Origin of the sequence: Pseudoxanthomonas suwonensis 11-1 (genome assembly GCF_000185965.1) — a bacterium.
Taxonomy (GTDB): domain Bacteria; phylum Pseudomonadota; class Gammaproteobacteria; order Xanthomonadales; family Xanthomonadaceae; genus Pseudoxanthomonas; species Pseudoxanthomonas suwonensis_A.
Map to the genome: position 1 here is coordinate 2,805,089 of NC_014924.1, position 20,438 is coordinate 2,825,526.

At 71.4% G+C, this 20,438-nt stretch carries 21 protein-coding genes and 1 pseudogene; 15 read left to right on the forward strand and 7 right to left on the reverse strand.

All coding sequences use genetic code 11. The features are described 5' to 3' along the window. Positions 1-119 precede the first annotated feature (119 nt). From PSESU_RS12820 to PSESU_RS12850, 7 genes are all read left to right on the forward strand, one after another. The gene (locus tag PSESU_RS12820; protein ID WP_041764148.1) at positions 120-1,499 is read left to right on the forward strand and encodes an SH3 domain-containing protein; all 1,380 of its coding nucleotides are present in this window, start codon (positions 120-122) and stop codon (positions 1,497-1,499) included. 8 nt (positions 1,500-1,507) lie between these two features. Continuing rightward, complete coding sequence (locus tag PSESU_RS12825; RefSeq protein WP_013536213.1) at positions 1,508-2,605, forward strand: dipeptide epimerase; 1,098 nt, start codon at positions 1,508-1,510, stop codon at positions 2,603-2,605. Between the two features lie 44 nt (positions 2,606-2,649). Then, positions 2,650-3,495 (forward strand): MurR/RpiR family transcriptional regulator, encoded by an 846-nt coding sequence (locus PSESU_RS12830; RefSeq protein WP_041764149.1) that lies wholly within the window; start codon positions 2,650-2,652, stop codon positions 3,493-3,495. Positions 3,496-3,503: 8 nt separating this feature from the next. Continuing rightward, complete coding sequence (locus PSESU_RS12835) at positions 3,504-4,313, forward strand: L,D-transpeptidase family protein (RefSeq protein ID WP_013536215.1); 810 nt, start codon at positions 3,504-3,506, stop codon at positions 4,311-4,313. Next, positions 4,310-5,581, forward strand: a complete 1,272-nt coding sequence (locus PSESU_RS12840; protein WP_013536216.1) for a dicarboxylate/amino acid:cation symporter — start codon at positions 4,310-4,312, stop codon at positions 5,579-5,581. The genes PSESU_RS12835 and PSESU_RS12840 overlap by 4 nt, the downstream gene beginning before the upstream one ends. A gap of 83 nt (positions 5,582-5,664) precedes the next feature. Then, complete coding sequence (locus tag PSESU_RS12845; protein ID WP_013536217.1) at positions 5,665-6,162, forward strand: hypothetical protein; 498 nt, start codon at positions 5,665-5,667, stop codon at positions 6,160-6,162. Positions 6,163-6,254: 92 nt separating this feature from the next. Further along, positions 6,255-6,566 carry a hypothetical protein gene (locus tag PSESU_RS12850; protein WP_013536218.1) on the forward strand — a complete coding sequence of 104 codons (312 nt, stop codon included), beginning with the start codon at positions 6,255-6,257 and terminating at the stop codon, positions 6,564-6,566. A gap of 65 nt (positions 6,567-6,631) precedes the next feature. Here PSESU_RS12850 and PSESU_RS12855 read toward each other — a convergent pair whose 3' ends face one another. Next, positions 6,632-8,818: a glycoside hydrolase family 3 N-terminal domain-containing protein gene (locus PSESU_RS12855; RefSeq protein ID WP_013536219.1), complete on the reverse strand. Its 2,187-nt coding sequence runs from the start codon at positions 8,816-8,818 to the stop codon at positions 6,632-6,634. A gap of 179 nt (positions 8,819-8,997) precedes the next feature. Beyond that, on the reverse strand, positions 8,998-9,336 hold the full coding sequence (locus PSESU_RS12860) for a BON domain-containing protein (RefSeq protein ID WP_013536220.1): 339 nt from the start codon (positions 9,334-9,336) through the stop codon (positions 8,998-9,000). A 162-nt stretch (positions 9,337-9,498) separates the two neighbouring features. On the opposite strand from PSESU_RS12860, the gene PSESU_RS12865 reads away from it, so the two are divergent. Further along, positions 9,499-10,557, forward strand: a complete 1,059-nt coding sequence (locus tag PSESU_RS12865) for an oxidoreductase (RefSeq protein ID WP_013536221.1) — start codon at positions 9,499-9,501, stop codon at positions 10,555-10,557. 7 nt (positions 10,558-10,564) lie between these two features. On the opposite strand, the gene gnd is transcribed toward PSESU_RS12865, so the two are convergent. Next, positions 10,565-11,461, reverse strand: a complete 897-nt coding sequence (gene gnd / locus PSESU_RS12870) for a phosphogluconate dehydrogenase (NAD(+)-dependent, decarboxylating) (protein ID WP_013536222.1) — start codon at positions 11,459-11,461, stop codon at positions 10,565-10,567. Between the two features lie 161 nt (positions 11,462-11,622). Between gnd and PSESU_RS12875 the strand changes: the two genes are divergently transcribed. Then, positions 11,623-13,089, forward strand: a complete 1,467-nt coding sequence (locus tag PSESU_RS12875) for a GGDEF domain-containing protein (protein ID WP_013536223.1) — start codon at positions 11,623-11,625, stop codon at positions 13,087-13,089. A 3-nt stretch (positions 13,090-13,092) separates the two neighbouring features. Here PSESU_RS12875 and PSESU_RS12880 read toward each other — a convergent pair whose 3' ends face one another. Then, positions 13,093-13,362 carry a cupin domain-containing protein gene (locus PSESU_RS12880; protein ID WP_081459343.1) on the reverse strand — a complete coding sequence of 90 codons (270 nt, stop codon included), beginning with the start codon at positions 13,360-13,362 and terminating at the stop codon, positions 13,093-13,095. A gap of 200 nt (positions 13,363-13,562) precedes the next feature. Here PSESU_RS12880 and PSESU_RS12885 point away from each other — a divergent pair, with 200 nt between their 5' ends. The 5 genes from PSESU_RS12885 (at position 13,563) to PSESU_RS12905 (ending at position 16,314) form a co-directional block, all read left to right on the forward strand. Further along, positions 13,563-14,408: a transglutaminase-like domain-containing protein gene (locus PSESU_RS12885; RefSeq protein WP_013536225.1), complete on the forward strand. Its 846-nt coding sequence runs from the start codon at positions 13,563-13,565 to the stop codon at positions 14,406-14,408. A gap of 112 nt (positions 14,409-14,520) precedes the next feature. Then, on the forward strand, positions 14,521-14,889 hold the full coding sequence (locus tag PSESU_RS12890) for a hypothetical protein (protein WP_013536226.1): 369 nt from the start codon (positions 14,521-14,523) through the stop codon (positions 14,887-14,889). Positions 14,890-14,940: 51 nt separating this feature from the next. After that, the gene (locus tag PSESU_RS12895) at positions 14,941-15,147 is read left to right on the forward strand and encodes a hypothetical protein (RefSeq protein WP_013536227.1); all 207 of its coding nucleotides are present in this window, start codon (positions 14,941-14,943) and stop codon (positions 15,145-15,147) included. 69 nt (positions 15,148-15,216) lie between these two features. Next, positions 15,217-15,651, forward strand: coding sequence for a VOC family protein (locus PSESU_RS12900; protein ID WP_013536228.1), 435 nt, complete (start codon positions 15,217-15,219; stop codon positions 15,649-15,651). A gap of 69 nt (positions 15,652-15,720) precedes the next feature. Further along, positions 15,721-16,314 (forward strand): hypothetical protein, encoded by a 594-nt coding sequence (locus PSESU_RS12905; protein ID WP_013536229.1) that lies wholly within the window; start codon positions 15,721-15,723, stop codon positions 16,312-16,314. Positions 16,315-16,363: 49 nt separating this feature from the next. On the opposite strand, the gene PSESU_RS12910 is transcribed toward PSESU_RS12905, so the two are convergent. After that, positions 16,364-17,188, reverse strand: coding sequence for a polysaccharide deacetylase family protein (locus PSESU_RS12910; protein WP_013536230.1), 825 nt, complete (start codon positions 17,186-17,188; stop codon positions 16,364-16,366). A gap of 125 nt (positions 17,189-17,313) precedes the next feature. On the opposite strand from PSESU_RS12910, the gene PSESU_RS12915 reads away from it, so the two are divergent. Beyond that, positions 17,314-18,246 (forward strand): SMP-30/gluconolactonase/LRE family protein, encoded by a 933-nt coding sequence (locus PSESU_RS12915; protein ID WP_013536231.1) that lies wholly within the window; start codon positions 17,314-17,316, stop codon positions 18,244-18,246. A gap of 19 nt (positions 18,247-18,265) precedes the next feature. Here the strand turns inward: PSESU_RS12915 and PSESU_RS12920 are convergent. Both PSESU_RS12920 and PSESU_RS12925 read right to left on the reverse strand, forming a co-directional pair. Continuing rightward, positions 18,266-19,087, reverse strand: a pseudogene (locus tag PSESU_RS12920) (TIGR03915 family putative DNA repair protein); the annotation flags it as partial. Further along, positions 19,084-20,349 (reverse strand): putative DNA modification/repair radical SAM protein, encoded by a 1,266-nt coding sequence (locus PSESU_RS12925; protein ID WP_013536233.1) that lies wholly within the window; start codon positions 20,347-20,349, stop codon positions 19,084-19,086. The gene PSESU_RS12925 and the pseudogene PSESU_RS12920, both read right to left, overlap by 4 nt. Positions 20,350-20,438: the final 89 nt, after the last annotated feature.

Genomic DNA, 20,438 nt, shown 5'->3' on the forward strand with positions numbered 1-20,438 from the left:
CGCCGCAAATAACTGGAATAACTATTCTTGACGAACACGCCCCAGGGGAGTCGCCCACCATGAAAGTCCGCGACGCGCGGAGCACCCCGGTTCGCAGGCGCCTTGCCTGGGCGGGCCCGATGCTGGCAGCCCTGCTGCTGCCGGCCACCGCCTGGTCCACGCCGGCGCAGGCCGACGCCCCGACGTCGGTCATCGGCGTGCGCCAGTCCCAGCTCGATCCCGGTTACTGGATCGCCCGGCTCGAACAGCCGGACCGCGTCATCCTCGACCGCGAGGGCATCGCCGCGCAGAACGCGCGCATGCGCGCCGAAGACGCTTCGATCCAGGACATCGCCGCCCTGCCCGATCCGCTGCCGCGCGGGTTCGTGCGCGCACAGGTCGAAAAGCTGTCCTCGCCCCCCGCCCGCAGCCTCTACGACGGGCAGGGCAAGGAGGTACCGCCGCGCACCCTCGCCAACCTGCAGCGCGAGCTCGCGCTGGACGCGATCCCCGCCAGCCGTCCGCTGCAGTACGGGCTGGTCGTGCACCGCGCCGCGTTGCGCGCGTTCCCGACCTCGCTGCGGGTGTTCTCCTCGCCCGGCGACACCGATATCGACCGCTTCCAGGAATCGGCGCTGTTCCCGGGCGATGCGGTGGCGGTGCTGCACGAGAGCCGCGACCGCCAATGGCTGTTCGTGGCCTCCGAGCGCTACAGCGCCTGGATCGAGGCGCGCCATGTCGCCCTTGGCAAGCGCGAAGAGGTGCTGGGCTACGCCAGCCGCGCCCCGTACATCGTGGTCACCGGCGCCACGGTCCGCACCACCTACACCCCGGACGAGCCGCGGGTCTCGGCCCTGCAGCTGGACATGGGCCTGCGCCTGCCGCTGCGCACCGGGCTGGATCCGTCGCAGGCCGTGAACGGCCAGCATCCCTACGCGTCGCACGTGGTCGACCTGCCCGCGCGCCGCGCCGACGGCAGCCTGGAGTTCGTGCCGGCGCTGGTCCCGCGCTCGGCGGACGTCGCCGACGACTACCTGCCGCTGACCCCGGCCAACCTCGTCACCCAGGCCTTCAAGTTCCTGGGCGAGCGCTATGGCTGGGGCCATTCCTACGACGCGCGCGACTGCAGCGGCTTCGTCTCCGAGATCTACCGCAGCTTCGGCATGCTGGTCCCGCGCAACACCCGCGACCAGGCGGTGAGCCCGGCGCTGGACCGGATCGCCTTCGAGCCCGGCGACGATGCCGCGCGCCGCCAGGCCGCGGTGCGCGGGCTGCAGGCGGGCGACCTGGTCTACATCCCCGGCCACGTGATGATGGCCATCGGCCACGAGGACGGGATGGCCTACATGATCCACGACACCAGCGGCGGCGGCTGGCGCGGTGCCGACGGCAGCCGCGTGCGCGCCGGCCTCAATGGCGTCTCGGTGACCCCGCTGGACCCGCTGCTGTTCAACGACAACGAGACCTACGTGGACCGCATGACCAGCATCCAGCGGGTCCGCCCGCGTACTTCTCCCTGAGAGCCCAAGTGAAGATCACCGACATCGAACTGCGCATGCTGCGCGTGCCGCTGAAGACCCCGTTCAAGACCGCGCTGCGCACGGTCGACACGGTGGAGGACATCGTGGTCCTGGTGCGCACCGACACCGGCCATACCGGCCATGGCGAGGCACCCGCCACGGCGGTGATCACCGGCGACACCCACGGTTCCATCGCCGAGGCGATCGAGCGCTTCATCAAGCCGCGCCTGATCGGCCAGGAGATCGCCAACCTCAACCGCATCTGCGGCCTGGTCCAGGGCGCGCTGGAGCGCAACACCAGCGCCAAGGCGGCGGTGGAGATCGCGATCTATGACCTCTGGGGCCAGCTGTACGACGCGCCGCTGTACAAGATGCTCGGCGGTGGCGACCCGGTGATCACCACCGACATCACCATCTCGGTGGACCACATCGACAAGATGGTGGCCGACTCGATCTCGGCGGTGGAGCGCGGCTTCGACTCGCTGAAGATCAAGGTGGGCAAGGACATCGGCCTGGACATCGAACGGGTCAAGGCGATCCACGCCGCGGTCGAGGGCCGCGCCCTGCTGCGCCTGGACGCGAACCAGGGGTGGACTGCCAAGCAGGCCGTATACGCCATGCACGCGCTGGAGAACGCCGGCGTGCTGCTGGAACTGCTGGAACAGCCGGTCAAGGCCGCCGACATCGAAGGCCTGAAGTACGTCACCGACCGCGTCCATACCCCGGTGATGGCCGACGAGAGCGTGTTCGGCCCGGAACAGGTGTTCGACCTGATCCAGCGCCGTGCCGCCGACATCATCAACATCAAGCTGATGAAGACCGGCGGCCTGTCCAATGCCATCCGCATCGCCGACATCGCCTCGATCTATGGCATGCAATGCATGATCGGCTGCATGATCGAGTCGGCCATCTCGGTGGCCGCGGCGGTGCACCTGGCGGTGGCCAAGTCCGACGCGATCAGCAAGGTCGACCTCGACGGCCCCTCGCTGGGCCAGTTCAACCCGGTCGAGGGCGGGGTCATCTTCAACGAATCGGAGATCAGCATCACCGACGCGCCGGGCCTGGGCATCCGCGAGATCCAGGGCCTGGAGCCGCTGGCGCGCTGAGCGCCGGTTGCCAGGCCACGGCCCCACGGATGAATATCCCCGCCATGCCGCCACTGGTAAAGATCCGATCCGAACGCGACCAGATGTCGGCCATCGAGCGCCGCATCGCCGATTTCATCCTCGAGAACGCCCACCTGCTGCGCGACTACTCCTCGCAGCAGCTGGCCAGCGCGCTGGGCGTGAGCCAGTCCTCGGTGGTCAAGTTCAGCCAGAAGTTCGGCTTCCGTGGTTACCCGGACCTCAAGTACTCCATCGGCCAGGCCCTGGCCCGCAACGGCGGCGACGCCCCGGCCGGCGCCCCGCCGGAAACCGATGACGCCTACGTCCGCTTGGAGGAAGGCCTGCGCCGGAGCAAGACCGCGGCCGAGGAGGAAACCCGGCTGATCAACCCGCGCGAGCGGATCGAGGCCATCGTCGGCCTGGTCGATGGTGCCGGCAAGGTGTTCGTCTGCGGCCTGGGCGACGACGGCCTGTTCGCGCGCGAGTTCGCCATGCGCCTGTCGCTGCTGGGCGTGCTGACCGTGCACCACGCCGACCCGATCCTGATGATGGCCAACCTCTCGGCGGCGCGGCCCGGCGACGTGCTGCTGCTGTTCTCCGAGTTCGGCCAGCTGCCGCAGCTGTGCCAGCTCAGCCGCCAGTTCCAGGCCTGCGAGGGCAAGGTGGTGTCGATCACCCGGCACACCGCCAACCCGCTGCGCGCGCATGCCGACGCGACCCTGGTGGTGTCCGCGCACGATCCGGCCCCGCACGTGGCCCAGCTGCTGTACCGCTCCTCGCTGCAATACCTGCTCGACTTCCTGTTCGTGCTGCTGTGCCAGGCCAACCCGGACCGGCACCGCCAGCTCAACATCAACCTCGAGCGCATCCAGCACCTGCTCGATTCCTGAAGGCGCCCATGACCCAGTCCCGCAGCCCCCGCCCCCGCCTGCACCCGCTCCTGCGCCTGCTGGCCGTGGCCGCGCTGCTGCTGGCCGGCGCCACCGTGCTGGCGGCGCTGCCGTCCTCGACACCCGGTCCCAACCAGCTGGTGGTGGTGACCACCGCCGACTGGGACGCCACCACCGGCACCCTGCGCTACTACGAGCGCGCCGCACCGGATCAACCATGGCGCGAGCGCGGGGAATTCGCGGTAAGCATCGGCCGCAACGGCGCAGCCTGGGGCGAAGGCCTGCACGCGGCCGCGGACCAGGGCGAGGGTCCGCTCAAGCGCGAGGGCGACGGCCGCAGCCCCGCCGGCATGTTCACCCTCGACACCGCCTTCGGTTACCGGGCCGCCGGCCAGGTCGACACCGCCATGCCCTACCGGCAGATGGATGCCAGCCACTGGTGCATGGATGTGCCGGATTCGCCGCATTACAACCGCATCGTCGATGCCCGCGAGGTCGGCGCAGCCGCGGTGGCCGGCTCGACCGAGCCGATGCGCCTGGACCTGCACGCCAATGGCGACCCGCGCTACCGCCTGGGCCTGGTGATCGGCCACAACCCGGGCAATACGCCCGGCACCGGCAGCTGCATCTTCGCCCACCTGTGGCGCCAGCCCGGCGAGACCACCGCCGGCTGCACCGCCATGGCCGAGGACGACATGCGCCGCCTGCTGGCCTGGCTGGATCCTGCGGCGCAGCCGCGCTTCGTGCTGCTGCCGCGCGCCGCATACGCGCGCCTGGCGCCACGCTGGCAGCTGCCCGAAGCGGGATCGGCCCGATGAAGCTTCCCGGCGCAACCGCGCGCGTCCTGCTGGCGCTGGCTGCCGGCGCCATCGTCGGCCTGGCCCTGGCCCAGGCCAGCGCCGCTGGTGCGGCAACCGCGGCGGCCATCGCCCAGCCGATCGGCAAGCTCTGGCTGAGCGCGTTGCAGATGACCGTGGTGCCGCTGGTGCTGGCCCTGGTGATCCTGGGCGTGGCCAACGCCGCCAATGCCGCCGCCTCCGGCCGGGTGGCGCGGCGGGCGATGTTCGTGTTCGTGGTCCTGCTGTCGCTGTTCTCCGGCTATGCCGCCCTGGCCGCGCCGGCGGTGCTGGCCTGGGTGACACCGGATGCGCAGCTGGCCGCGACCCTGCAGGGCAGCGCCGCCGGGATCGAGGCCGGCGCTGCGCCTTCGCTGGCGCAGTGGGTCGCGAACGTCATTCCCTCCAACGCGATCATGGCCGCGGCCCAGGGCGCGATGCTGCCGCTGGTGGTGTTCGCCCTGTTCTTCGGCTTCGCCCTCACCCGCATCGCCGCCGAGCGCCGCGCCCAGGTCATCGGCCTGTGCCAGGGCATCGCCGACACCATGATCGTGATCGTGCACTGGGTGCTGCTGGCCGCGCCGCTGGGCGTGTTCGCGCTGATGCTGGCGGTGTGCGCGCAGGCGGGCCTGGGCGTGGTCGGGGCGCTGGCCGGCTACATCGGCCTGCAGTGCGGGCTCTACATCGGCGCAATCGCGATCTGCTACGTGCTGGTGGCGCTGTTCGCCGGGCGCTCGCCGCTGGCCTTCGCCAAGGCCACCCTGCCGGCCCAGGTGGTGGCGGCCAGCACCCAGTCCTCGCTGGCCACCCTGCCGGCGATGCTGGAGAGCGCACGCGAGCGCATGGGCATCACGCGCGCGGTGGCAGGCCTGGTCCTGCCAATGGCGGTGACCCTGTTCCGCATCACCAGCCCGATCCAGTACGTGGTCGCCGCCTGCTTCGTGGCCTGGGCCTACGGCATCGAGCTGAGCGCCCTGCAGCTGGCTGCCGGCGCGGCGCTGGCGGTGGTGATCAGCCTGGGCTCGGTCGGCCTGCCCGGCCAGGTCAGCTTCATGGCCACGGTGCTGCCGGTGACCCAGTCCATGGGCCTGCCGGTCGAACCGCTGGGCCTGCTGCTGGCGGTGGACACCATCCCGGACGTGTTCGCGACCACCGGGAATGTCACCGGCGACCTGGCCGCGACCACCATCGTCGCCCGGCACAGTCCCGACGCCATCGACGCCGCGGATACGGACGCAAGCGAGGGCTGAACGACCCGCGGCACCCGCTCACGCGGGTGTCACCGCCGCCGCCCCACCTTCCTGCTTCTGACCGACAGAAGAGGAAGCCGGCGATGAAGCAGCGGCGCATCTACAGCACCCCCAACCTGGCCGCGGCGCAGGCCGCCATCAGTGCGGCACGCGATGCGGGCATCGACCGCGACTGCCTGTCGCTGATCGCGCGCTCCGATATCGAGATGGATGCCGTACCCGACGACCTGCGCGAGGCCAATACCGACATGGTGCCGGCCGCGATGCGTGGCGCCGCCGGCGGTGGCGCGCTGGGTCTGGTCGCGGGCCTGCTGGCGGTGGCCGTGCCGCCGCTGGGCATCACCCTGGCCGGCGCGGCGCTGATGACCGGCGTCGGCGCGGCGGTGGGCAGCTGGTCGTCGGCCCTGATGGGCGCGACCGTGCAGGACCCGGTGCGCCGCAAGTTCGAGGACGCGATCGAAGCCGGCCAGGTGCTGGTGGTGATCGACGGCGAAGAGCAGGCACTTGCGGTGGCCGATGCCGCAATCACCCGGACCGGCGCCACCCAGATGCCGTACGAAGCCTCCACGGCGACCAGCTGAACGCCTAACACCGCGATCACCCGCTGGCGCGGCCTGCTTAACGCCGCGCCCGATAGCTTGGGCACTCCCCCAACCGAAGAGGAGAAACGCCGATGAGCACGCCCGGCTACCAAGTCCCAGGCCGCACCGCCACCGAGCAGTTCCCCGACTCCGGCTACTGGAACCAGCAGTACCGCAGCGAGCCCTACTACCTCGAGGGCGATACCTATGACGACTACTCGGCCGCGTACGAGACCGGCTACGCCTTCCGTCGCCGCGACCCTGCCGCCGAGTTCGCCGCCGCGGAGGACCAGCTGCGTCGCGAATGGGAGGGCCGCAAGGGCAACTCGCGCCTTGACTGGTCGCGTGCGCGCCTGGCGATCCAGCGCGCGTGGGAACGCGGTGCCGATCCACACGGCACCTGATCCTTGCCCAGCAGGTCGCATATACGACCGCCGGCCGGCCCCTCGCCGCCCGGCGGTCGTCGCGTTTACGGGGACAGCAGTTCGAACGCCGCCGGCTCGCCCGTCACCGACGAGGGCGCGACCCACGCATCGAACCAGCCCGGCTCGGCGCCATGGGTGCCATCGGCGCGCGTGAATGCCAGGTCGACGCGTGACAGGCGGAATTCCACCTCGCGCGACTCGCCCGGCTGCAGCAGCAGCTTGATGAAACCCTTGAGCTCGCGCACCGGGCGCACCCGGCTGGCGACGCGGTCGTGCACGTACAGCTGCACCACCTCTTCCACCGCGCGCTCGCCGGCATTGCGCACGGTGGCACGTACCACCACCTCGCCATCCCAGGCCAGCGCCGGCGCGTCCACCGTGGTCGCGCCGTACTCGATGCGGCCATAGGTCAGGCCGTGGCCGAAGGGATAGAGCGCCTGGTGCGGGTATTCGCGCCAGCGCGCCTTGAACTCTTTCATGTCCGCAAGCTCGGGGCGGCCGGTGCGCGGATGGTTGTAGAAGTACGGCTGCTGCCCGGAGTCGTGCGGGAAGCTGACCGGCAGGCGGCCGGAGGGACTGTGGTCGCCAAACAGCACGTCGGCCACGGCATGGCCGGTCTGGCTGCCGAGGAACCAGGTCACCAGGATCGCCTGCGCGTCGCGTACGGCGCCCTGCAGCGCCAGCGCGCGGCCGTTGCGCAGCAGTACCACCACTGGTTTGCCGGTGGCGGCGACCGCATCGGCCAGCGCCTGCTGTACCGGCGGCAGCTCGATCCGCACGCGCGACTGTGCCTCGCCGCTGTAACGCTGCGGCTCACCCAGCGCCAGCACCACCACGTCGGCCTCGCGCGCGGCGGCGACCGCCGCCTCGATGCCGCCCTCCAGTGGCGCCTCCAGGCCGCAGCCATCCACCACCTGCAGCGCGGCGCCCTCCGGCAGCGCTGCACGGATGCCGGCCTCCAGGCTGACGTAGCGGCTGCGGTCGCCGAACAGGGTCCAGCAGCCTTCGATGTTGTCCATGTCGCGCGCGAACGGCCCCATCAGGGCGATGCGTGCGTCGCGACGCAGCGGGAGCACCCCGCCCTCGTTCTTCAGCAGCACCATCGAGCGCCGCGCGGCGTCGCGCGCCAGCGCCTCGTGCGCTGCACGCAGCGAGGTATCGGCCTCGCGCGCCGGATCCAGCGAACGGTAGGGATCGTCGAACAGGCCGATCGCCGCCTTGAGCTGCAGCACCCTGCGCACCGCGGCATCGAGCTGTTCCACCCGCACCCTGCCGGACTCCACCAGCGCCGGCAGGTGCGCGGCGTAGTAGCCGCTCTGCATGCTCATGTCCATGCCGGCGACAAAAGCAAGTTCGGTGGCATGGGCCTCGTCGGCGGCATAGCCGTGGGCCAGCAGCTCCATGTCGGCGGTGTAGTCGGACACGACCACGCCGGGGAAACCCCACTCGTTGCGCAGCACCCCGGTCAGCAGCGCGTGGTTGGCGCTGGCCGGGATGCCGTTGATGTCGTTGAAGGCGGTCATCACCGCCAGCGCGCCGGCATCGACCGCGGCCTTGAACGGCGGCAGGTGCACGTCGCGCAGGGTGCCTTCGGAGATCTCGACGAAGTTGTAGTCCAGGCCCGCGGTCACCGCGCCATAGGCGACGAAATGCTTGGCCGTGGCCAGCAGCGAATCCGGCGCGCGCAGGTCCTGGCCCTGGAAGCCGCGCACCCGGGCGGCGGCGAACTGGCAGCCCAGGTACACATCCTCGCCCGCGCCCTCGGCACCACGGCCCCAGCGCTGGTCGCGGGCGATGTCCACCGCCGGCGCATAGGTCCAGTGGATGCCGGCGGCGGTGGCCTCGATCGCGGTGGCACGCGCGGTGCGCTCGGCCAGGCCGGGCTCGAAGCTCGCGGCCTCGCCCAGCGGGATCGGGAACACGGTGCGCATGCCGTGGATCACGTCCGCGGCCAGCAGCACCGGGATGCCCAGGCGGCTCTCCTCCACCGCCACGCGCTGGATCTCGCGTCCGGCCCCGGCGCCCACGCCGTTGAACAGGGTGCCGACGCGGCCCGCGCGCACCTGCTCCAGGACCTCGGCGGCGTTGCGCACGTTGGTCTCGGGATTCACGTCGGGGGCGAAGGGACGGACCATGTCGGCGAACACGCCGAGCTGGCCTGCCTTCTCCTCCAGCGTCATCCGCTGGATCAGCGATTCGACCCGCGGGTCGGCAGGAAGGGTGTTGGACATCGGTGCAAGCGCTGCGGGGGTGGCGCGATTCTAGCGGAGCGGGCCGCCGGCGCCGTTGACGCCCCTCACGGATGGCACCCAAAAGAAAAGGCGCGGAGCCCGAGGCTCCGCGCCGCTGCGGCAACCAGTCGGTGCCGCTTAATACCTGGAGAGGTAGAGGACTTCGGTATGGACAGGACTTACTTGCCGACCTTCAGGCGGCTGGTGTCGACCTTGCCGACGCCGTCGATTTCCGAGGCGATGCGCTTGGCCTCGTTGACCTGGGCCTGGCTGTCGACGTTGCCGGTCAGGAAGACCACGCCGTCGACGGTGTCGACCTCGATCTTGGTGCCGGACACGTCGCTGTCGGCCAGCAGGCTGGACTTCACCTTGGTGGTGATCCAGGTATCGGTCACCGGCTGGTTGGAATCGGCATCGGCGGCCGGCTTCTTGGACGGATCGTTGTCCTGGGCCATGGCGGCGCCGGAGAACAGCACGGCGGCGAGGGTGGCGGCGAGGATGGAAGCGTTCTTGCGCATGGTGGACCTCCTTGGTGATCGGGGCGCCAGTCTCCGCCAGCGCACCGTTCATCACCGGTGTACGCGGCGCAACGGGTTCGTGATTGGTTCACCGGCCTCAACGGCTTGCGATGGGATGCTGCCGGCGGTCCAATCACCAACTGTCTGCTTCAGGAAAGCCGCATGTCATCCAAACAGTTGAACGTCGCCGTGGTCGGTTACGGCCTGGCAGGACGCGTGTTCCACGCACCACTTGTGGACTCGACGCCGGGGCTGCGCCTGCACAGCATCGTGTCCAGCCGCTCCGGCGAGATCGCCGCCGACCATCCCGGCGTGCGCATCTGCGCCGATGTCGGCGAGGTGCTCGAAGACGGGTCGATCGACCTGGTGGTGGTGGCCACGCCCAACGACAGCCATGCGCCGATCGCGCGCGCCGCGTTGCAGGCCGGCAAGCACGTGGTGGTGGACAAGCCCTTCGCCCTGCACCTTGGCGAGGCACGCGAAGTGGCCGAAGCCGCGCGCCAGGCCGGCAAGGTGCTTTCGGTGTTCCACAACCGCCGCTGGGATGCGGACTTCCTTACCCTGCGTGCCCTGCTCGGGTCCGGTGCGCTGGGCGAGGTGGCCGAGCTGCACTCGCACTTCGACCGCTTCCGCCCGCAGGTGCCCGACCGCTGGCGCGACCGTGCCGGCCCCGGCGGCGGGCTGTGGTACGACCTCGGCCCGCACCTGGCCGACCAGGCGCTGCAGCTGTTCGGTCCGCCCCTGGCGGTCAGCGCCGACCTGGGCATGCAGCGCGACGGCGCCACCGCGGTGGACTACTTCCACGTGCAGCTGCGCTACCCGCGCCTGCGGGTGCTGCTGCACGCCGGCTCGCTGGTACCCGGTGCCGGCCTGCGCTTCGCCGTGCATGGCAGCGGCGGCAGCTGGTTCAAGCACGGGCTGGACCCGCAGGAGGACGCGCTGCGCGCCGGCCAGCGCCCGGGCGACGGAGCGTGGGGCCGCGATCCGCGACCCGGGACCCTGCTGCGCGTCGGCACCGATGGCGCGGTGGCCGCGGATCCGGCCGCGCCGGTACTGGATGGCAACTGGCCGGCCTATTACGCCGGCGTGCGCGACGCGATCCTGCACGGCCGCCAGCCTCCGGTCACCGCGGACAGCGCGCTGCTGGCGATGGCGCTGATCGAGGCCGGCCAGCGCAGCGCCGCGGAGCGCCGCGAGGTCGACTTCGACTGGGCAGGCTGAGCGCGGCTCAGCCCGGGCGGATGCCGTGCCCGCCGAAACCCTGGCGCAGCGCGGCCAGCATCTTGTCGGCGTAGGAATCCTTCTCGCGCGAACGCAGCCGCTCCAGCAGCGACAGGGTGATCACCGGCGCCGACACGTCCAGCTCGATCGCCTCGGCCACGGTCCAGCGCCCCTCGCCCGAATCCGACACGTACGGGGCGATGCCTTCGAGCGTGGGGTTCTGCTCCAGCGCGTCGGCGGCCAGGTCCAGCAGCCAGGAGCGGACCACGCTGCCGTGCTGCCAGATCTTCGCCACCTGGGCCAGGTCCAGGGCCATGGCTTCCTTGCGCTGCATGATCGCGAAGCCTTCGGCGTAGGCCTGCATCATCCCGTACTCGATGCCGTTGTGGACCATCTTGGTGAAGTGGCCGGCGCCGCTCGGGCCGACATGGCCCCAGCCGCGGTCCGGCGCGGGCGCCAGCGTCTCGAACACCGGGCGCAGCAGTGCCACCGCCCCGGCCTCGCCGCCGATCATCAGGCTGTAGCCCTCCTGCAGGCCCCAGACGCCGCCACTGGTGCCGCAGTCCAGGAAATGCACGCCGGCGTCGCTGCAGCGCGCGGCGCGGCGCTCGCTGTCGTGGTAGTTGGAGTTGCCGCCGTCCACCACCACGTCGCCGGGCTGCAGCAGCGGCAGCAGCTGGTCCAGGGTGAGGTCCACCGGCGCGCCGGCCGGGACCATCAGCCAGACCACGCGCGGCACCGGCAGCGCCGCGACCAGTTCCGGCAGCGACTGCACCGTCTCCAGTTCCGCGACCTCGCCGCGCGCCCCGGCGCGGTCGAACCCGACCACCCGGTGGCCGCCGCGGGCCAGCCGCAGCGCCATGTTTCCGCCCATCCTGCCCAGTCCGACCATGCCGATATCCATGGGTCCTCCATGCCGTGGGTAAGGACTCCAGCCTCGCACAGCCGGAGCCCGGCCTCCGTGGAAAGCTCCGTCCCGCGCCGGTCGCCGGGCTAAATCCGGGCCGGGCCGGGCCGCTAACGAGGCGTTACCCCAACCGGGCCCGACGCCCGAGAGCCATGCGCATGTCCTTCCGAGAACGTGGTGCCGCAGGCGGCCAAGCCGTCCCGCGCACCGCCCCCGGCGCCGCCGCCGTTCCCGACGCGGGCAGCGTGCTGCCCGTGTTCGCCCATGGCATGGCCACCCTGCCGGGCGAACTGGGCGACCTCGGCCGGCGCCTGGCCTCGGCCACGGATGCCGCCGACTGGGCGACCGCGGCACGCGTGCTGCGCCAGTTCCTGGACAAGTACCTGCGCGACTTCGCCGCGGCCCTGGACGCGCCCTCGGCTGTGGAAGCCGAACAGCTGCGGGACCTGCTGCGGCAGGCGGTGGGCGTGGCCCTGGCCTCGCTGCTGCGGCCGCTGCCGTCCCTGGCCGACGAATCCACCGCCCTGGCGGCCGACCTCAGGCGCTGGTCGCCGGGCGCGGACCTGTCGCCGCTGGCGGCGCGGGTGCGCGAGCTCTGCCACCAGGTCGGGGTCCACGCCGGCGAGGCCGCCGAGCAGCAGGAGCTGCTGCTGGAGCTGTTCGACCTGCTGCTGGAGAACCTGTTCGAGCTGCTGGAGGACGGCAGCTGGCTGCGCGGCCAGGTCGCCGCGGTACGCGGCCTGCTGTCCGGCAGGCCCGACGCCCAGGCCATGGAGGCCACCCGCCAGGGCCTGCGCGAGCTGGCCTACCAGCAGGGCCTGCTGCGCAAGGGCATCGACCAGACCAAGGACGCCATGCGGGTGATGATGGCCTCCTTCGTCGAGGGCCTGGACGGCATGGCCGCCCACACCGGCGAGTTCCAGGACCGCCTGCAGGCGCACATGGCCGCCATCAGCGAGGCCCGCACCATCGCCGACCTCGGCCACCGCCTGGAGGACGTGCTCGACGACACCCGCCGGCTGCAGGCCCAGGCGCTGCGCTCGCACGAGCAGCTGCAGGCCGCGCGCGCGGACGTGGAGGCGGCCGAGGCGCGGGTGCGCGAGCTGGAGTCCAGGTTGCGCGACATTGGCGAGCTGGCCAGCAGCGATCCGCTCACCGGCGCGCTCAACCGCCGCGGTCTGGAGGAGCTCTATCCACGCCTGCTGGACCAGGCCGAGCGCGAGGGCTGGCCGCTGGCGGTGGCGGTGCTGGACCTGGACGAGTTCCGCAAGCTCAACGGCACACATGGCCACGCCGGCGGCGATGCCGCCCTGCGCCACGTGGTCGAGGTGCTGCGCGAGCGCCTGCGCAAGGACGACGTGCTCGCCCGCTTCGGCGGCGAGGAATTCGTGGTGCTGATGCCGCGCTCCACCCTCGAGCAGGCCGCCGCCCTGCTGCAGCTGCAGCAGCGCGCGCTGGCCGCGCGGCCGCTGCTGCACGAAGGCCGCCGCATCGAGGTGCGCTTCAGCGCCGGTGTGGCCGTGCGCCAGCTCGGCGAGGACCGCGACCACCTGCTCAACCGCGCCGACCGCGCCATGTACCGGGCCAAGCAGGACGGCCGCAACCGCGTGGTCGCGGTGCACTGAGCCTCAGCGCGGGCGCCCGGCCGGGCGCTCGTCGCCGTCGGGGGTGTACGCCGGCGGCGTGTAGAAGTTCACCGTCTTCAGCGCGGTGCGGCCGGTGTTGCGGATCCCATGCTCCTCGCCACGTTCGATCAGCAGCAGGCTGCCCGGACCCAGCCGCTGGCGCTTGCCGCCCACCACCGCCTCGCCGGTGCCCGACACCACGTAAAGCCACTGGTCGGCGCTGCGGTGGCGATTCCCCTCGCCACCCTCGCTGGCACCCGGCTCCAGCACCATCTGCGCCGCCTGTACCCGGCGGTGGTCGAAAAGCACGCGGAACCCGCGGCCGAATCGCAATTTCTGGTGGCGGTGGCTCGCGCCGACCTTGGCCGGGGCGCGGTGAAGCGGCCGTCGCCCACGAATGCGGAAGCGTTCACGCTGCCTTGCACGCCGCCACGGCCCAATCACCGCATCCCCCACCCCCACGGGCCACGCCGATGCCTTTCCGGCTGGGTTTCCAGATCGCCTACCGCTTCGACCAGCCCACGCCCATGGTGGCGATGCTGGACGTGCACGACAGCCACGCCCTGCGCCTGCTTTCCGGGCCGGCGGTATGGACCTCGCCGCAGGTGCCGCTGCATCGCTACCGCGACCGCTTCGGCAACACCTGCACCCGCCTGCTGGCCCCCGCCGGCCTGCTGGTGCTGCGCGGTGACGTGCTGGTGCGCGAAGTCGGGACGGGCGGGCTGGTGCATGAGGGTCCGCGCGGTCCGCTGCCGCAGGAGGACCGACAGTTCCTCCAGCCCAGCCGCCACTGCGAGGTGCGGCCGCTGGCGCGCTACGCGCAGCTGCGCTTCGCCGACCTGCCTTCCGACCGCACCAGGGTGCAGGCGATCTGCGCCCATGTCGCACGCGCGATCGAGTACGACCCGGACAGCACCGACTTCAACCGCACCGCCCTGCGTGCGCTGCAGGAAGGCCGCGGCCTGTCCCGCGACTTCGCCCATGCCGCCATCGCCCTGTGCCGCGGCGTCGGCATCGCCGCCCGCTACTGCACCGGCTACCCGCCGGCCACCGCCGGTGGCCTGCATCCGGAACCGCGCTTCGCCGCCTGGATCGAGGCCTGGGTCGATGGCCGCTGGCAGGCTTTCGACCCGCGTGGCGGCGCGGCCTGCCCCGAGCGCGTGCCGGTCGCACGCGGACGCGATGCCGCCGACGTGGCCACCAGCTGCACCTTCGGCCTGTGCGAGCCGGAGGGGATGGAAGTGTGGTCGCTGGGCGTGGCTGGAACCGAAGCTTCCGGCGCAACGGTGGACGTGGCCACGCTTGCCCTCGCCTCCTGAACCGCGGCACCCGTTTCACGCTTCCTCGCCCTGCCCTTGCCGCTGCCCTTACGCCCGGCATGCGCAGATGGCGGGCACGGCCACTGTGCCCCCACCCCGAGGAGGAAACCCGATGAACAAGACCACCCCGATGTTCGCCCTGGTCCTGGCCGGCAGCTTCGCCTGCGGCAGCGCAATGGCCGGCGACACCGCCGCCGACAATCCGCACAAGCCCAGCAGCACCGCCAAGGTGCAGAAGCTGGACGTCGATGGCGATGGCCGCCTGAGCCTGGCCGAGTTCACCGCCAGCGGGCAGAAGACCGCCGACGACTTCGCCAAGTACGACGTCAACGCCGACGGCTACGTCACCGACGAGGAACTGGAGGTCGGCAAGGAGCGCGGAATGGTCCCGGGCGAGAAGAAGGATGCGCGCGGCAAGGCGCACCCGGTCCCGACCACCAATCCGAAGTCCCCGAACCCCACCGACACCGTCGGCAACTGATTCGCCAGGCCGCGCGTCCCCGCACGGGCGCGCGGCCGCACGGAGGCAGACATGACCCGTCCCAGCAGCCCGCCCGAGACCCACAGCACCCGCGACAAGCGCCCAGCCGCGGACCAGGACAAGCCCCATACCCCGGACAAGTACGCCAACGACGAGGCGCACCACAAGGGGCCGGACATGCCCGACACCGACCCGGAGCGCAACCATGCCGTCCCGGAGGACTACGAGCGCCTCCCGCCGGACCGTCCGCGGCGCTGACCGGAACCTAACTCTTCGCCCGTTACCCTCGCTCCACCTGCGACCCCGGCCGCTGCCAGGAGGAACGCCATGGAGACGATGGAGCTTCACCGTGGGCGCCTGATCGACCACGTCCAGCTGGTGGTCCGTGACCTCGACGCCAGCAAGCGGTTCTATACAGCCATCGCCGGAGTGCTGGGCATCCCGGTCGGTGGCAGTGGCGCGGGATATTTCTGGATCGACGAACTGTTCGTGTCCAGCATCGACAGCGAGGCGGCCGCCGGCGAACCCACCGGCCGCCACCACCTGGCCTTCCAGGGCCGTGACCGCGCCATGGTCGACGCCTTCCATGCCGCCGCGCTCGCCGCCGGTGGCCGTGACAACGGCGCCCCCGCCCTGCGTCCCTACCACCCGGACTACTACGCGGCCTTCGTGCTGGATCCGGACGGCAACAACATCGAGGCCGTGTACCACGGCCCGGCCGAGCGCAGTGATGCTTCGGTCCGCATCCGCTTCGAGGGCTGAGCGCGGGCGACCGCGCCAGCAGGCACAAGCAGGCAAGCGGCCCCGCGCCGCCCATCAGGGAGGATCCCAATGAAAGGCCAGACCGCTCTTCCGCAGGCGCTCTACCAGGCCAACCTCGAACTGCAGGCGCGCATCGCCGACCTGCTGCAGGACAGCAGCCGGCAGTGGCTGGGGTTCGGCCAGCGCCTGGTCGAGGAAGGCGTGCTCGAAGGCAATGCCGGACTCGAAGCCCTGGGCCGGCAGGACTGGCAGAAGCTGGCATCGCTGCCGGTGGATGCGTTCTGGCGCCAGCTGCAGCAGCGCTTCGGCGACCAGCAGGCAGCCGCCCAGGTCTCGGTGGCGGTACAGGCCGCCTTCGCCCGTGGCCTGCAGGATGCGATGCGCGACTGGCGTCGCGACACCGCCGCCGCGCTGGACGAGGCCGGTCTCGGCTTCCCGGTCGACAACCCGATGTGGGGCGCGCTGTTCCAAGGCTGGGACGCGTTCCCGCCCGGGCTGGTGCCCGGTTTCCCCGGCCATGTCCCACCCGCGCCTCCCAAGGCCAGTCCAGCGGGTGGCACGCCGGCCGCACCGCGTGCACGTGCCAGCAAGAGTGCGCCGCGTGCGCGCAAGGCACCGGCGGGCAAGGCCAAGCCTGCGCGGCCGGGCAAGTCCCGGGCCTGATACTTCCTCTGCCCAAGCCCCTCCCCCACCGGGGGAGGGGCTTGCAGGCTCAACGCCCCTTCTTGTTCCCCTGCACTTCCTGCTGCTTGCGCACCCACTGCATCTGCTCGAGGAAGGTGGTGGTCCAATACTTGTCGCGGTTGGCGGCCAGGAAGGCGAGCAGTTCCTCGTGCGCTTCCTTGGACACCGACAGGTAGTCGCCGCCCACGCCGTGGAAGGTGAAACCGACCATCGTGCCCTTGCGCCCGGCCTGCTCGACCAGCGCGATCAGCTGCTTGCCGGTGACCTCGGTGGGCACGGCCGCCGGCACCGCGGCCGGATCCAGCGCATGCATGTCCGGGACCACGTCGCCGCCGACCATCTTGATGCCGGCGAAACGGTCGGCGACGGCCTTGATGTAGTCGCCGTCGGACGCGTTGCGGTCGCCGCACGGCGCGGTGTAGGTACGCGGACCGGTGTAGCCGTCCAGCGCCTGCAGGAATACGTCGGCGACCTCCACCTGCTCCTTCATCTGGGCCACGCTGAGGCGGTCCAGGTCCTGGTGCGGTGGCACGAACTCGCGTCCCGGCCCATGCGCCGAGCAGGGATGGATGATGCTGTGGTTGCCCAGCTCGTGGCCCATGCGCGCCACCGCGCGCCACTCCTCCATCCGCGTCCGCACCGACTCGCGCGCCGGCACGATGTAGAAGGTGCCCTTGAGCCCATGCTTCTGCAGCGCCGGGACCGCGTTGTCCAGCTGCGAGTCCAGCGCGTCGTCGTAGGCCAGGCTCACCGCGGCCTTGCGGCCCTCCGGCCAGGTGAACTTCTGCTTCGCCGCCAGTGGCAGCGCCAGCGATGCCAGGCACAAGGCCAGGCAGATCCTGCTTGCGTGCATTCTTTCCCCTCTCCAGCTACAGGCCACGGCCCTCCCGCGCCTTCGCCGCAAGTCTAGCCGCAGCTGCACGCGCCTCTGCGACACTCCGGGGTATGCTCCGGCGGTCGCTCCAGGAGGCCGTCCCCATGCCCGTCCGTATGTCCCGGAACCTGCTGCGCCTGTGCGCGTTCCTGCTGCCGCTCGCCCCGCTGCCGCTGCTGGCCCAGGCGCCTGCGGAGCTGGCGCTGCCGGAGCCGGCCCTGTTGTGGCAGACCAAGGGCTTCGCCGGGCCGGAGTCGGTCGTGTACGACGCAACGCGCGACCGGCTCTACGTGTCCAACATGGCCAGCACCGGCGATGACGCGACCCCGGGCGACGGCTTCATCAGCCGCCTCGACGGCGAAGGCAGGATCCTCGACCTCAAGTGGGTCGAAGGCCTGCACAACCCGAAGGGCCTGGCCCTGGCCAATGGCCGGCTGTACGTGGGCGACGACGATGCGCTGGTGGAGATCGACCTGGAGGCCGGTGCCATCGTCGCCCGCCACCAGCCGGCCGATGGCGGGCCGGGCCAGTTCAACGACTGCACCGCCGACGACGCCGGCAACATCTACGTCTACAGCCGCCGGCTCGGCACGATCTACCGGCTTTCGGCCGAAGGCTTCGCCCCCTGGGTCGAGGTGGACGTGGAGCACACCGGCCACTTCAACGGCCTGCGCGCCGACGGCACCCGCCTGCTGGCCGGCAGCTGGGAAGTCCCGGCCACCGGCGAGCGCGGCCACCTGAGCACCTACGAGCTGGCCGATGGCAGCGCCGGCCGCATCGGCACCGCGCCGATCGGCCATATCGACGGCATCGAGCCGGACGGCCACGGCGGCTGGACCATCACCGACTTCACCCCGGGCCAACTGCTGCACGTGGCCGCCAACGGCAGCACCACGCCGCTGCTGACGCTGGAGCGCGGCAACGCCGACCACCTGTACGTGCCGGAGAAGCAGCTGCTGGTGATACCGCTGCTGCGCAGCGACCGCGTGCTCGCCTTCCGCTGGTCGCCCCACGCCGAGGGCACGCCCGCCGAGTGATGCCTGGCTAGTCGGCCTCCGCCGGGCGCCGCGGGATGCGCCGGCGCGGTGGCTGCGGCTGGCGCTCGGCCATCTCCCGCACGCGCGTGCCCGCGTTGCGCACCAGGTCCGGCAGCAGGTGGGTCTCGGGCAGCAGGTGCCAGTATTTCTGCGGCATCTCCTGGCGCATCATCCGCGTGTTGAGCCGCGCCGGATTGAAGATGTTGGCGTAGTAGGTGCGCCACAGGCCGTCGTGCGCATCCGCGGCCGGCACCTCGGCGCGCAGTCCGCCGGGACCGGCCCACAGCTGTTCGCCGTCCCAGCGCGCGCTGCGGTACGGGGTGACGATGGTCCAGCGCATGCCGGCGAAGCGGCGGGCGAAGAACGGCGCGACCCGGTCGACGATGCAGTGCTCCGGCTCGAACCAGGCGATGTAGGTCTCCTCCTCGCCCGGCACCGCGCGGAAGCGCACGAAGGCCTTCATCTTGTGGGTGTCGCGGCGCACCGACTTCTCCAGCACCCGGGCGCGGACCACGTCGGCATCGGTGCTGCGCTCGAGCAGGTGGCGTTCGCCGCGACCGATCCGCCACAGCATCCGGTACAGCAGCGCATGCCGCTGCGGATCGCGGTGGCACAGAACGCGCGCGGCCAGGTCCAGGAACGCCGGCGGCACCGTCAGCGGTGCCACCACCTCGGCCGCTGGCGCCTCATCCAGTCCGGGCCACGGCAGCAGCCCGCCTTGGGCATCGCCGTTCCAGTCGACCTGCTCCGGCGCCAGTCCGGCCGCCCAGGCGCGGCGCGCGGCCGCGCGCCAGGCCACCACGTCCCAGCCTGGATCGACGTTGGCGCGGAAACCGCTCACCCGAACAGGTCGGCCTGGCGAGGTTGCGGTGCCAGCTGCGCGCGCAGCCGCGCCGGATCGTCCAGGCGTGCGCGCGGATGGTGGTCCAGCACGCTCACGAACGGCAGCAGCTTCTTCAGCGGCGCACGCAGGCGACCCAGGTCCTCCAGCCGCAGCCGGCCGTGGCGGCGCGCGCTCACCAGCCTGTCCACGTTGCGCGCGCCCAGGCCGGGCACGCGCAGCAGCATCTCGCGCGGCGCGGTGTTGAGGTCCACCGGGAAATGCTGGGGATGGCGCAGCGCCCAGGCCAGCTTGGGATCGATGTCCAGGTCGAGCATGCCGCCGCCGGGCCTGGGGCTCTCCGGCACGATCTCCTCCACGCCAAAGCCGTAGAAGCGCAGCAGCCAGTCGGCCTGGTACAGGCGGTGCTCGCGCTGCAGCGGCGGCGCGCGCGGCGGCAGCTGGGCCGAGGCGTCGGGAATCGGGCTGAAGGCCGAGTAGTAGACCCGGCGCATGCGGAAGTCGCCATACAGCGCGCTGCTGGTGCGCAGGATCACTGCATCGTCCGCGCCATCGGCGCCCACGATCATCTGCGTGCTCTGCCCGGCCGGCGCGAACCGCGGCAGGCGCCGGCGCGACCCGGTCTTCACCACCCGCGCGGCCTTGCGCGCCTCGGTGTTCTCGTCGATCCGCCAGCGCAGCTCGCCCATCGCGTCGCGGATGCCATCGGCGCGCTTCTCCGGTGCCAGCTGGGCCAGGCCCTCGGCCGTGGGCAGCTCGACGTTGATGCTCAGGCGGTCGGCATAGCGGCCGGCCTTCTCCAGCAGTTCCGGCGAGGCCTCGGGAATGGTCTTGAGGTGGATGTAGCCGGCGAAATGGTGGTCCTCGCGCAGGCTGCGCGCCACCTCCACCAGCTGCTCCATGGTGTAGTCGCCATTGCGGATGATGCCGCTGGAGAGGAACAGCCCCTCGATGTAGTTGCGCTTGTAGAAGTCCAGGGTCAGCTTCACCACCTCTTCGGTGGCGAACCGCGCGCGGCGTACGTTGCTGCTGGCGCGGTTGATGCAGTACGCGCAGTCGTAGATGCAGAAGTTGGTCAACAGGATCTTGAGCAGCGACACGCAGCGGCCATCCGGCGTGTACGAGTGGCAGATGCCCATGCCCTCGGTGCTGCCCACGCCCTTGCCGCCACGCGAGTCACGCCGGCCCGCACCGCTGGAGGCGCAGGATGCGTCGTACTTGGCCGCGTCGGCGAGGACCGCGAGCTTGTCGGTCAGCTCCATGCGGCCACCGTGGATGGTGGCCGTCTCAGCTGGTGAGACGCGGGGAGATGCCCGCTTAACCGTTCAAGGCCGGGGTGAAGACGCCCGGC